The organism is Corallococcus silvisoli (genome assembly GCF_009909145.1).
In the GTDB taxonomy this organism is placed as follows: domain Bacteria; phylum Myxococcota; class Myxococcia; order Myxococcales; family Myxococcaceae; genus Corallococcus; species Corallococcus silvisoli.
Genome location: NZ_JAAAPJ010000024.1, coordinates 94174 through 106221 on the forward strand (window position 1 = coordinate 94174; position 12048 = coordinate 106221).

At 72.5% G+C, this 12048-nt stretch carries 10 protein-coding genes; 6 read left to right on the forward strand and 4 right to left on the reverse strand.

Translation table 11 applies throughout. The features are described from left to right. Window positions 1-4: 4 nt before the first annotated feature. The 6 genes from GTY96_RS33980 (at window position 5) to GTY96_RS34005 (ending at window position 7542) form a co-directional block, all read left to right on the forward strand. Window positions 5-871: a response regulator gene (locus GTY96_RS33980; RefSeq protein ID WP_143905178.1), complete on the forward strand. Its 867-nt coding sequence runs from the start codon at window positions 5-7 to the stop codon at window positions 869-871. Continuing rightward, window positions 868-2094 carry a CheR family methyltransferase gene (locus tag GTY96_RS33985; RefSeq protein WP_143905177.1) on the forward strand — a complete coding sequence of 409 codons (1227 nt, stop codon included), beginning with the start codon at window positions 868-870 and terminating at the stop codon, window positions 2092-2094. The genes GTY96_RS33980 and GTY96_RS33985 overlap by 4 nt, the downstream gene beginning before the upstream one ends. Further along, window positions 2091-2636: a chemotaxis protein CheW gene (locus GTY96_RS33990; protein WP_143905176.1), complete on the forward strand. Its 546-nt coding sequence runs from the start codon at window positions 2091-2093 to the stop codon at window positions 2634-2636. Before GTY96_RS33985 ends, GTY96_RS33990 begins: the two co-directional genes overlap by 4 nt. Next, on the forward strand, window positions 2626-4767 hold the full coding sequence (locus tag GTY96_RS33995; protein WP_143905175.1) for a hybrid sensor histidine kinase/response regulator: 2142 nt from the start codon (window positions 2626-2628) through the stop codon (window positions 4765-4767). The genes GTY96_RS33990 and GTY96_RS33995 overlap by 11 nt, the downstream gene beginning before the upstream one ends. After that, window positions 4764-5831: a chemotaxis protein CheB gene (locus GTY96_RS34000; protein ID WP_143905174.1), complete on the forward strand. Its 1068-nt coding sequence runs from the start codon at window positions 4764-4766 to the stop codon at window positions 5829-5831. The genes GTY96_RS33995 and GTY96_RS34000 overlap by 4 nt, the downstream gene beginning before the upstream one ends. A 94-nt stretch (window positions 5832-5925) precedes the next feature. Then, window positions 5926-7542: a methyl-accepting chemotaxis protein gene (locus tag GTY96_RS34005; RefSeq protein WP_161666889.1), complete on the forward strand. Its 1617-nt coding sequence runs from the start codon at window positions 5926-5928 to the stop codon at window positions 7540-7542. Between the two features lie 67 nt (window positions 7543-7609). Here the strand turns inward: GTY96_RS34005 and clpA are convergent, their stop codons facing one another. The 4 genes from clpA to GTY96_RS34025 form a co-directional block, all read right to left on the reverse strand. Continuing rightward, complete coding sequence (clpA, locus tag GTY96_RS34010) at window positions 7610-9892, reverse strand: ATP-dependent Clp protease ATP-binding subunit ClpA (RefSeq protein WP_143905172.1); 2283 nt, start codon at window positions 9890-9892, stop codon at window positions 7610-7612. Between the two features lie 3 nt (window positions 9893-9895). Next, a complete protein-coding gene (locus GTY96_RS34015) occupies window positions 9896-10222 on the reverse strand; it encodes an ATP-dependent Clp protease adaptor ClpS (RefSeq protein ID WP_014399347.1) in 327 nt (108 codons plus the stop codon). Between the two features lie 60 nt (window positions 10223-10282). Next, window positions 10283-11443, reverse strand: a complete 1161-nt coding sequence (locus GTY96_RS34020) for a GNAT family N-acetyltransferase (RefSeq protein ID WP_161666890.1) — start codon at window positions 11441-11443, stop codon at window positions 10283-10285. 65 nt (window positions 11444-11508) lie between these two features. Next, window positions 11509-11949 carry a hypothetical protein gene (locus GTY96_RS34025; RefSeq protein WP_161666891.1) on the reverse strand — a complete coding sequence of 147 codons (441 nt, stop codon included), beginning with the start codon at window positions 11947-11949 and terminating at the stop codon, window positions 11509-11511. Window positions 11950-12048: the final 99 nt, after the last annotated feature.

The following is a 12048-nucleotide window of genomic DNA, read 5'->3' on the forward strand; positions in this document are numbered from 1 at the left end:
AACCGTGAGCCTGCCGTCCCTGCTGCTGGTCGATGACAGCGACGCCATCCTGGCGCTGGAGCGGGCCATCCTCTCCGGGCACTACACCATCCACACGGCCAGCAACGGCCGTGAGGCGCTGGACAAGGTGGGGCGGCTGCACCCGGCGGCGGTGCTGTTGGACCTGTCCATGCCGGAGATGGACGGGGACGAGGTGCTCCAGCGGATGAAGGCGGATCCCGCCACGGCGGACATCCCGGTGATCATCATCTCGTCGGAGAAGCAGCGGGCGGAGGCGTGCCTGGGGCTGGGCGCGGAGGCGTTCCTGTCCAAGCCCTTCCGCGCGGACGAGCTGCTCAACCGCGTGGGCGAGGCGCTGGAGAACGCCCGGCGCCGCTCGCGCACGGGCGCCCTGCTGGTGCTGCGGCTGACCGTGGGCGAGCGCGAGTTCGCCGTTCCCCTGGACACGGTGAAGGAGGTCCTCCTGCAGCCCGCGACGCGGCCGCTGCCCACCGGCCCCGCGTACCTGCGCGAGTACGTGGAGCTGCGGGGCCATGCGGTGTGCGTGCTGGACGTGGCGCTGCGGCTGGGCGTGAAGCACCAGGTGCCCATCGCGGAGCGGATGCTGGTGGTCATCGAGGCGGAGGGCGTGTCGCTGGCGCTCACCGTGGACGCGGTGCGCGACCCGGAGGAGTTCCAGGCGAGCGACATCGACCGGCGGGAGAAGGTGGGCGGCGCCGAGCACGGCCTGTTGCAGGAGGGGCTGCTGGGCATGCTGCGCACGGGGGGCCGCGCGCTGCCCATCCTGGATCCGAAGGTGTTCATCGCGCGGGGACTGCTGCGCGACCTGCCCGCGCTGCTCGCGCCGGTGGAGGAAGAGCGGAGCGCATGAATGCGGCGCTCGACCCGAAGCTGCTGGCCCGTGCCCGGGAAGTGGTGGCGGACACCACCGGCTTCCGGGAGGACGCCATCGCCCAGGAGGCGGTGGAGCGCGTGCTGCGCGCGGAGCTGGCCCGGGGCCGCGTGCACACGGAGGTCCTGAGCGAGCTGCAGCAGCTGGGGTCGCCCCTGGCCTACACGCTGGTGCGCGCGGTGCTGGTGGGGGAGACGTACTTCTTCCGCCAGCCGGAGCACTTCCGCTTCATCGCGCAGGAGGGCATCCCGTCCGCGCTGCGCCACGGCGCCATGCACCTGCGCGGCTGGAGCGCGGGGTGCGCGACCGGAGAGGAGGCGTACTCGCTGGCCGCGTGCCTGCTGGGGTGCGCGCCCGCCGGGATGCCGGTGGAGGTGGTGGGCACGGACCTGCACGAGGCCAGCCTGGAGGCCGCGCGGCGCGGCACCTACGGCGCGTGGTCCCGGCGCGAGTCCGCGCCCGCGCTGCATTCCGTCTACGAGGTCCACAACGGCCGGCAGGTGTCCATCCTCCCGGAGGTGCGCCGCGTGACGCGCTTCGCGCCCGCGAACCTGCTGGCGCCGCTGCCGGAGCGCTTCGGCCAGTTCGACTTCATCCTCTGCCGCAACGTGCTCACGTACTTCTCGCCGTCCGCGCGCGACGCGGCCATCACCCACCTGTCCCGGGCGCTGACCCCCGGGGGCTTGTTGTTCCTGGGCACGGTGGAGGTGGACCGCACGCCGCCGGGGCTCACGCGCGAGGGGCCTCCGGAGCTCCAGGCCTTCCGCAAGCCCCGGCCGGAGGAGCGCACCTTCGCGCCCACGCCGCCGCCCGTGGCCGCGCCCCGCCCCGTGTCCCTGCCGCGGAGGCTGTCGGCGCCCCTGCCCACCCCGCCCCCCGTCGCGCCGTCCCCACCGCCCCCGCCCGCGCGGCTGCACCTCCAGGCGCTGGAGCGGATTGAAGAGGGCAACGTGGCCGGGGCGACGGCGGTGTTGGAGCTGCTGGTGAAGCAGGCGCCGGACTACCTGCCGGGCCTGCTGGAGCTGGCGCTGCTGCGCGAGCGCGCGGGGGCCCGGGACGCGGCCTTCCCGCTGATGCGCGCCCTGCGCACGCGCGCGGGGCTGCTGCCGCCGGACACGCTGGTGGATGGACCGGAGGCGCTGCCCGCGCGCTTCTATCTGGCGTCCGCTGACGCCTACCTGAATCTGGGGGCGCTGGAATGAAGGGGACGCCGCGGATGGTGGACGAGGCCCTGGAGTCAGAGACGCGCGAGCTGCTGGCGCGCCGGGCCGCGCGTCTGCGCGAGCAGGGCGAGTCGGTCGTGGAGGAGGCGGTCCATTGGATCGCCGAGTTCCCGCTGGGCGAGGAGCGCTACGCGCTGCCCCTGGAGTCCCTGCGCGCGGCCCTGCCGCTGCGCATGGTGACGCCCGTGCCGCTGTCGGCGCCCGCCGTCATCGGCGTGCTGCGCTTCCAGGGACAGGTGGTGTCCGCGCTCAGCCTGGCGTCGCTCCTGGGCGGCCACGGGTGGCGGCAGGACCCGGCGGTGCTGCTGGTGGTGGACCGCGGGGACGGCGAGCTGTGCGCGCTGGACTGCGAGGCCATCCCGCGCCCCACCACGCTGCCGCTCGCGTCGGTGGAGGCCGCGCGCGTGCGGGCGGAGGGGCCGGTGGTGGAGGTCTTCACCCAGGACCGGCAGCTCATCCACCTCATCGACCCGAAGCGCCTGTTCGCCACGCCCGACACGGGGGGGCGCCATGCCCGTTGATCCGATGCTGCAGGGGCTGGTGGCGGGCTTCGCCGTCGAGGCCCAGGAGGTCATCCAGAAGGTCACCATGGACCTGCTGGAGCTGGAGCGCGAGGGCCTGGAGAACGACGCGCTCGCGAAGATCTACACCCGGCTGGGCCGGCACCTGCACACGCTGAAGGGCAGCGCCGCGTCGCTGGGCCTCCAGGACCTGGGCGACATCGCCCACAAGCTGGAGGACGCGCTGGCGCCGCTCAAGGCGCACACGCAGAAGATGCCGCGCCCGGTGGTGGACATCCTGCTGCACGGGCTGGACCTGTTCATGCTGCGCGCGCAGGCCCACGCGGACGGACGCGGGGACTACCTGCCGGACCCCGCCGCCGCGCTGGCGCAGCTGGTCTCCGCCGCGCCGCCGCCAGAGGAGGCCGCGGTGCTGCCCGGTGGGGCGTTCGCGCAGCCGCCGCCGGCGGCCGCGCCCGCCGCGCCCGTGGAGTCGCCGGACGCGTCCGGCGAGTCGTCGGACGCCGGGTGGCGGGTGAGCGCGAACCAGGTGACGGCGCTGATGCGCGAGGTGGAGCGCCTGCGCGAGGTGCGCCTGCGGGTGGAGGAGCGCAGCCGGGAGCTGGAGCGGGTGTCCGCGCTGCTCGCCAAGCAGGGCCTGCTGGCGGAGACGGCGGAGGCGCGCACGCTCCTGTCCGGCACGGGCCGCTCCCTGCGCACCGACGGCGAGGAGACGAGCGACATCGTGGACGCGCTGGAGGAGGGCCTCAAGGCCATCACCACGCGCCCCACGCGCACCATCCTGGACCCCCTCCAGCGCATGGTGCGCGACCTGTCGCGCCAGCTGGGCAAGGAGGCGCGGCTGTCGGTGGTGGGCGCGGAGGTGTCGCTGGACCGGCGCCTGCTGGAGAAGCTCCAGGGCGCGCTCGTGCACCTGCTGCGCAACGCCGTGGACCACGGCCTGGAGCTGCCCGCCGAGCGCGAGAAGGCCGGCAAGCACCACGAGGGCGCGCTCACGCTGCGCGTGGAGCAGCAGGGCAACCTCCTGTACCTGGAGGCGAGCGACGACGGGCGCGGCATCGACCTGGCCCAGGTGCGCAAGGTCGCGGAGAAGCGCGGGCTCGTCACCGCGGACGAGGTGGCCCGCCTCAATGACAACCAGGTGCGCGACCTCATCTTCAGCGCGGGCTTCAGCACCCGCTCGGACGTGACGGACACCTCCGGGCGCGGCGTGGGGCTGGACGCGGTGCGAGACACGGTGGAGTCGCTTCAGGGCCGCATCGAGGTGGCGAGCACGCGCGGGCAGGGCACCCGCTTCGTGCTGACCCTGCCGGTGGACCTGGGCAGCTCCCCGGTGCTGATGGTGCGCGCGCTGGAGCAGTTCGTGGGCCTGCCCATGCTGGCGGTGGAGTCCACGCAGCTGGCGCGCGCGGACTCGCTGCGCGTGGGCCGGCGCCGGGCCCACATGGAATACCAGGGGCAGCTGCTGCCGGTGGTGGACCTGGGCGCGCGGCTGGGCCTGCGGGCGTCCGCGCCTCCCTCGGAAGGGCAGCCGCTGCTCATCGTGCAGAGCGGTGGCAAGCGCGTGGCGCTGGGCGTGGACGCGGTGGTGGGGGACCGGGACCTGGTCATCCGCCCGCTGCCTTCGGAGGTGCGCGACGTGGCGGCCTGGCAGGGCGCGGCGACGCTCAGCCGGGGCGAGCTGCTGCTCATCCTCCGGCCGGACTGGGTGGTGTCGGATTCGGAGAAGGTGACGGTGTCCGCGGCCAGCCGGCGGGCGCTGGTGGTGGATGACTCGCTCACGGCGCGGGCGCTGCACCGGGCGATGCTGGAGGCGGGCGGGTTCCAGGTGCACCTGGCGGCCAGCGGGGCCCGGGCCCTGGAGCGGCTGCAGGCGGACACCTACGACGTCGTCATCTGCGACCTGGACATGGAGGAGATGGACGGCATCGAGCTCATCGCGCGGCTGCGCGAGCGCAAGGACACGCGCACGTTGCCCGTCATCCTCGTCTCCGCGCACGACAGCGCGTCCGCGCGCGAGCGGGGCCTCGCGTCCGGCGCGGACGGCTTCCTCAGCAAGCGCGAGTGCGCCGCGGGCCGTCTGCTCGCGGAGGTGCTGGACGTGATGAGCCGCCGTGGGAGCCGCGCGTGAGCTCCAAGAAGCCCATTCGCGTGCTCGTGGTGGACGACTCGCCCACCATGGCCAACACGCTCACCGCGCTGCTCACGGAGGAGCCGCGCATCGAAGTGGTGGGGCGGGCCGCGGACGGCAACCGCGCCGTGCAGCTGGCGCGCCTGCTGCGCCCCGACGTCATCACCATGGACCTGCTGCTGCCCGGCCTGGATGGCCCGGCGGCCATCGGGCACATCATGTCCCAGGCGCCCGCGCGCATCCTGGTGGTGAGCGCGGTGGCGGAGCAGCGCGGCGTGGACCTGGGCTTCCAGGCGATGAGCGCCGGAGCGCTGGAGCTCATCGGCAAGCCCAACGTCACCAACGCGGACGAGCTGCGCCGGTGGGGCCGGGAGCTGGCCCACTCCGTGTGCCTGATGGCGGAGGTGCCCGTCATCTCCCGCCGCCCGCGCGCCGCGCCGCCGCCGCCCATGCCCAGCGGGGCGCGGGTGGACGTGTTCGGCCTGGTCGCCTCCACCGGGGGGCCGCCCGCGCTGGCGGAGGTGCTGTCCAAGCTGCCGCGCGACCTGCCGGTGCCCGTGCTCATCGCGCAGCACATCACCGTGGGCTTCACCCAGGGCATGGTGCGCTGGCTGTCCCAGGTGTGCGAGCTGCAGGTGGGCATGGCGCGCGACGGCGAGCGGCTGGAGCCGGGGCGCGTGTACTTCCCGATGGATGGCCATGACCTGCTGGTGGACAGCGTGGGGCTGGCCCGGTTGCAGCGCAGCCACGGCGGCCCCTGTCCCAATGGGGACGTGCTGCTCAGCTCGCTGGCCATGGCGTATGGCCGGCGCAGCGGCGGCGGCGTCCTCACCGGCATGGGCGAGGACGGCGCGCGGGGGCTGCTGGCCATCCGCCACGCGGGAGGCGTCACCCTGGCCCAGGACGAGGCGTCCAGCGTCGTCTACGGCATGCCGCGCGCCGCCGTGGAGCTGAAGGCCACCGACGGGGGCACGCCGCTGTCCCTGGTGGCGGACCTCATCCTCCAGAGCTGCCAGCGCCCGTCGTTCCGTCCCTCGCGAGGCCCGGAGGGCGGGGCCCGGTGAGGCTTCCGCCAATAAACCGCCGCGGCCCGCGTTGTCCCTGGCGTCGGGTGGTCGACGGTCGGCCCACGGAAGATGCCACCCCGGGAGTGTTCACTTGAAGCCGTCCGCCGCGCTCCCCGTCTCGTTCCTGCGTGGGCTTGGGCTCGCGCCGAAGTTCGTGCTCGTCACGGCGGTCATCAGCGCCTCCGTGGCCCTCATCCTCACCAGCATCGCCACCCGGCAGCTGGAGGCGAACCTGGAGGACCGCCACGCGAGCGAGGGCGAGGCCGTGGCGCTGAGCCTGGCCATCGCGGCGGAGCAGGGCGTGTCCGCGGGCATGGGGTCGCTCCAGCCGCTGCTGGAGGCGTTCCGCGAGCGCGACGACCTGGCCTACATCTTCATCCTGGACCCCACCGGCTACGTGCTGGTGCACTCCTTCAAGGGCCCCTTCCCGGAGGCGCTGAAGGTCGCCACGGAGGCGCAGGCCGCGCCGGGCCGCGACCGGACCCGCGTCATCCCGGAGGTGCGGCTGTCGCGCGGGGGCAAGACGCTGGTCGCCCTGGACGTCGCGGCGGCCGTGGCGGAGGGGCGCCTGGGCACCGTGCACGTGGGCATGGCGCGCGAGTACATCGACGCGAAGGTGGGGGCGCTGCGCTGGAACATGCTGCTGTTCGCGCTGCTGCTGGAGGTGGCGGGCGTGGTGCTGGCGGCGCTGTTCGGCAGGAGCATCGTGCGGCCGCTGGCGGAGCTCACGTCGGTGGCGGGCCACATCGTGTCGTCCGGCGACCTCACCCGCCCCATCCAGGTGCGCGGCACCGACGAGGTGGGGCGGCTGTCCCACTCCTTCTCGCAGATGGTGGGCAAGCTGCGCGAGGTGACGCTCAACCTCCAGCACGCCGCCTCCGCGCTCACCCAGTCCACGGACCACCTCAACGCGTCCTCCACGGAGCAGGCGCAGACCATCTCCCGCCAGGCCGCCGCGCTCCAGGAGACGCAGGTGACGGCGCAGGAGATAAAGCAGACCTCCACGCTGGCCGCGCAGAAGGCGGAGAGCGTGCTCAACGTCGCCGAGCGCGCGGACCTCCTGGCCAAGGCGGGCGAGGCCTCCATCGAGCAGACGATGGCGGGCCTCAACGACATCCGCGCGCAGGTGGGGGAGATCGCGGAGAAGATCCTCGAGCTGGGCGAGCGCACCCGTCAGATTGGCGGCATCACCCAGACGGTGAAGGACCTGGCGGACCAGTCCAACATGCTCGCGCTCAACGCGGCCATCGAAGCGGTGCGCTCCGGTGAGCACGGCAAGGGCTTCAGCGTGGTGGCGCGTGAAATCCGCGCCCTGGCGGACCAGTCCATCCAGGCGACCACGCGGGTGCGGGAGCTGCTGGACGACATCGCGAACTCCGTCACCGCCGCGGTGCGCATCACCGAGCGCGGCGCGGAGCGCATGGAGGCGGGCCTGGCGCAGGTGCGCGACAGCGGGCAGAACCTGCGCGAGCTGTCCTCCATCGTCCAGGACAACGCCGCCGCCGTCCGGCAGATCGCCGCCGCGGTGAACCAGCAGAACGTGGGCATCAATCAAATCACCCTGGCGGTGAATGACCTGTCCCGGATGATGGACGACACCGTGGCCCGCATCGGCTCCACGGGCGAGGCGGCCACCACGCTCCAAATCATCTCCGAGCAGCTCTCCAGCGCCGTGGGCGCGTACAAGGTGGAGGCGAAGAAGGAGTAACGCGAAGGCCCCGAGTCCCTTGGAAGGGGCCCGGGGCCTGCGGTGCTTCCAGCGCGCCGCGCCGTCGTTACGCCGGCACGGCCTCGGTGGCCTCGGCCTGGAGCTTCAGCGCGTCGTCCACCACGTCGAAGCGGGCCACGCCGCCGCTCTTGAGCGAGCCGAACAGCAGGGCCTCCGCGAGCGGCTTCTTGAGGGTGTTGTCCACGAGCCGCGCCATGGGGCGCGCGCCGAAGGCCGGGTCGTACCCGTGCTCGGCCAGCCACGCGCGGGCGGCGGGCGTGAGCGACAGCGTGACCTTCTTCTCGTCGAGCACCTTCTGGAGCAGGCGCACTTCCTTGTCCACGACCTTGAGGATGACCTCCGGGGGCAGGCCAGAGAAGAGAATCCAGCCGTCCAGGCGGTTGCGGAACTCCGGCGTGAAGGTGCGCTCGATGGCCTTCTTCGCCCGCGAGCCGTCCACCACGACGCTGGTGTCGCCGAAGCCCATGGCCTTGGTGCTCATCTCCTGCGCGCCCGCGTTCGTGGTCAGGATGAGGATGATGTTGCGGAAGTCCGCCTTGCGGCCGTTGTTGTCCGTGAGGGTCGCGTGGTCCATCACCTGGAGCAGGATGTTGAAGAGGTCCGGGTGGGCCTTCTCGATTTCATCCAGCACCAGCACCGCGTACGGGTGCTTGCGCACGGCGTCCGTGAGCAGGCCGCCCTGGTCGAAGCCCACGTAGCCCGGGGGCGCGCCGATGAGCCGGCTCACCGTGTGCTTCTCGGAGTACTCGCTCATGTCGAAGCGCAGGAACTCCACGCCCAGGCTGTGCGCCAGCTGCTTCGCCAGCTCCGTCTTGCCCACGCCCGTGGGGCCGGAGAAGAGGAAGCTGCCAATGGGCTTCTCCGGCGCGCGCAGGCCGGAGCGCGACAGCTTGATGGCGCCCACCATCTCCTCGATGGCCTTGTCCTGCCCGTAGATGACGCCCTTGAGCTCCTTGTCCAGGTTCTGGATCTGGACGCCCTCGCTGGCGGACACGCTCTTGGCCGGGATCTTCGCCATCTTGGAGACGACCTGCTCCACGTCGTGCGCGCTGACGACGCCCGTGCGCACGCCCTCCGGCTTGAGCCGCTCCGCGGCGCCCGCCTCGTCGATGACGTCGATGGCCTTGTCCGGCAGGAAGCGGTCGTTGATGTGCTTGGCCGCCAGCTCCGCCGCCGCCTGGAGCGCCCCCTCGCCGTACTTCACGTGGTGGTGCTCCTCGTAGCGGCTGCGCAGCCCCTCCAGGACCTTGACGGTGTCCTCCACGCTGGGCTCATCCACTTCAATCTTCTGGAAGCGGCGGGACAGGGCGCGGTCGCGCTCGAAGGACGCCTTGAACTCCTGGAACGTCGTGGAGCCGATGCAGCGCAGCCGGCCCGAGGCCAGCGCGGGCTTGAGCAGGTTGGACGCGTCCATGGAGCCGCCGCTCGTCGCCCCCGCGCCGACGATGGTGTGGATCTCGTCGATGAAGAGGATGGCGTCGGGCAGCTCCTGGAGCGCCTTGAGCACGCCCTTCAGCCGCTCCTCGAACTGGCCGCGGAACTTGGTGCCCGCGAGCAGCGCGCCCATGTCCAGCGAGTAGACGACGGCGTCCTTCAGCGCGGCGGGGACGCGGCCCTCGGTGATGTGGAGCGCCAGGCCCTCCGCGATGGCCGTCTTGCCCACGCCGGCCTCACCCACGTAGAGCGGGTTGTTCTTGCGGCGGCGGCAGAGCACCTGGATGGTGCGCTCCAGCTCCTTGTCGCGGCCGATGAGCGGGTCGATGCGGCCCGCCTTGGCCTCGGTGTTGAGCTGGATGGCGTACGCCTCCAGCGGGCTCTTGCGCTGGGACTCGCCGTCCTCGTCGTCCCCCGCGGGCGCGGCGCGGCTGTCGCCGTCGGACTCGCCGTCCTTGCTGACGCCGTGGGAGATGAAGTTGAGCAGGTCCAGGCGGGTGACGCCCTCCTGCTGGAGCAGGTAGAGCGCGTGGCTCTCCTCCTCGCGGAACATGGCGACCAGCACGTCGCCCCCGTCGATGTACTTCTGTTCGGCGGACAGGGCGTGCATGGCGGCGCGGTGGAGCACGCGCTCCACGCCAATGGTCTGCTGCGGCTCGGCGTCCACGTCGTCGGGCAGCCGCTCGACCGTCTCCTCCAGGAAGGAGACCAGGTTCTCCTGCAGGCGCTTGACGTTCGCGCCGCAGCCCTTGAGCACCTCGCGGGTGCGCGAGTCACGGGTGAGGGCCAGGAGCAGGTGCTCCAGCGTCAGGTACTCGTGGCGCATCTTCCGCGCCTCGTCGAGCGCGGTGCGGAAGCTGGCCTGCAATTCTTTGGCGATCGATGGTCCTGCCACGGTTCAGCCTTCCTCGGGTTCCATGGACAGCCGCAGGGGGAACCCGTTGTCCCGCGCCGCGGCCTCCACTGTCTTGAGCTTCGTCTCGGCGACGTCGTAGGTATAAACGCCCGCCACTCCGATGCCGTTGTAATGAACGTGCATCATGATCTGCACGGCATCCGTCTCCGACTTGTGGAAGATCTCCTTGAGCACGGCGACGACGAACTCACGCGTGGTGTAGTTGTCGTTGTGCAGGAGGACCTTGTAGAGGGTCGGCCTCTTCAGCTTCTGCTTGGGGACGGCCTCCGTGACGACCTGGCCGTCATCGTGTTGGTGCTTCTGCGCCATGGGCTTGCGGACTCCCTTGCCTTCGCTTCGCGAACCTGTGGCGGGCCTGACGGGAACCGCTCAGGTCCGCTCCTTGAAACCCGTCTCCGCCCACCACAACGGCAGGCCGCTCTCCACGGCCGCCCGCTCGTGCGCCAGGAAGCCGCGCACCGCCCGGTCCAGCCCGGGGTGGAGGAACAGATGCGCACTGTACGTGAGGTGCGGCTCGAAACCCCGGGTGAGCTTGTGCTCGCCGCCGGCCCCGGGCTCGAAGCGCTCGCGCCCCCGCGCGATGCAGTCCTCCACCGGGTGATAGAGGCACACGTTGAAGTGCAGGAACGGGTGTTCCTCCAACGCCCCCCAATAACGGCCGAACAGCGTGCGCGGCCCGGTGAAGTTGAACGCCCCCGCCACGCGCCGGCCTTCCCGCCGGGCCTCCACGAACTCGCACCGGTGGCTGAACCGGGCGAGCAGGCGGGCGAAGAAGTCCTCCGTCAGGGAGCGCACGCCCCACGGGTAGCGGTCCACCGTGGAGCGGTAGAGCTGGTACGCGCTCGCCGCGTCCAGCTCCTCCAGGGCCTCGCCCCGGAGCGTGCGCAGGGTGATGCCCTGGGCCCGCGGCGCGCGCCGCTCGCGCTGGATTTGATGCCGCCGCTTGGAGTGGAAGCGGCCGAGGAAGTCCTCGAACGTCCGGTAGCCCGCGTCGCGCCACAGGTACTGCACGCCCAGGCGGACGGCGTAGCCCTGCGCCTCCAGCACCGGCAGCTCCTCCGGGGTGGGGAAGAGGACGTGGACGCTGGAGATGCCCTCGGCGCGCGCGTACTCCAGGGCGGCGTCGTACAGCTCCGCCTCGCGCGACGGCCGGTCTTCCCCGGAGGCCACCAGCACGCGGCGGCCGGTGGCCGGCGTGAAGGGGACGGCGAGGACCAGCTTGGGGTAGTAGCGCAGGCCCGCGCGCTCCGCCGCGGTGGCCCAGGCGGCGTCGAAGACGAACTCGCCGCGGCTGTCATCCTTGAGGTACGCGGGCGCGGCGGCGATGAGGCGCGAGCCCCGCCACAGGGTGAGGTGGCGCGGGTGCCAGCCGCGCTCGGGCACCGCGCAGCCGCTCTCCTCGAGCGCCGCGAGGAAGCCCCACTCCAGGAACGGCACCGACGCCGGGTCCACGAGCGCGTCCCAGGCCGACGCGGGGACGTCGGTGATGGACGTGAGCAGGCGCAGCGTGGTGGGGAGCGGGGCGGACATGGACGTGGCGAACGCCAGCCTATAACGGCGGGTGGCGGCTGCCGCCACGCCCGCCCGGACGCCCCCTACTTCCCGCGCGTCAGCTCATGGGCGAGGAAGCCCGCGACCTCCGTGAGCCCGGCGGCGGCGCGCTTGCGGCCCTCGTCGGACTCCATCACCCGGCGCGCGGCGTCGCTGGCGGTGCCCACCTCCAGGTCCACCAGGACGAGGAAGGCGCTCCAGCCAGGCGTCAGGGAGGCGACCTTGCCCGGCCGCTGGGGCCGGTCGCTCAAGGTGGTGGCCACCTTCTCCAGGAGGCCTTCTTCCTTGAGACGTTTCGTGCTCCCGAGCATCTGCGTCCAGGTGGCCTCCAGCAGGGAGGTCAGCAGGGGACCGGCGAGGGCGCTGGAGAGGCGCTGGGCGGACTCCTCGGCGTCCAGCCGGTGGGCTTCGGCGTAGGTGGGGCCCAGCTTGGCCACCACCACGGCCTTGGTGGCGAGGTGGGCGAGGCGCGGCGGGAAGGGCATGGGGGTGGGTCCTCGCCAGCAGGGCAGGGGAAGGAGGGGCCCGGGCCGGAAATGGACGGGCCTGGTGTCTTACACCGGCGGCGGGCCGGGCTCCATCCG

Bases quoted from the DNA above. Each gene is read 5' to 3' on its own strand.
- GTY96_RS33985 (WP_143905177.1), top strand. From the start codon at position 868: ATGAATGCGGCGCTCGACCCGAAGCTGCTGGCCCGTGCCCGGGAAGTG.
- GTY96_RS33990 (WP_143905176.1), top strand. From the start codon at position 2,091: ATGAAGGGGACGCCGCGGATGGTGGACGAGGCCCTGGAGTCAGAGACG.
- GTY96_RS33995 (WP_143905175.1), top strand. From the start codon at position 2,626: ATGCCCGTTGATCCGATGCTGCAGGGGCTGGTGGCGGGCTTCGCCGTC.
- GTY96_RS34015 (WP_014399347.1), bottom strand. From the start codon at position 10,222: ATGGCGCAGAAGCACCAACACGATGACGGCCAGGTCGTCACGGAGGCC.
- GTY96_RS34020 (WP_161666890.1), bottom strand. From the start codon at position 11,443: ATGTCCGCCCCGCTCCCCACCACGCTGCGCCTGCTCACGTCCATCACC.
- GTY96_RS34025 (WP_161666891.1), bottom strand. From the start codon at position 11,949: ATGCCCTTCCCGCCGCGCCTCGCCCACCTCGCCACCAAGGCCGTGGTG.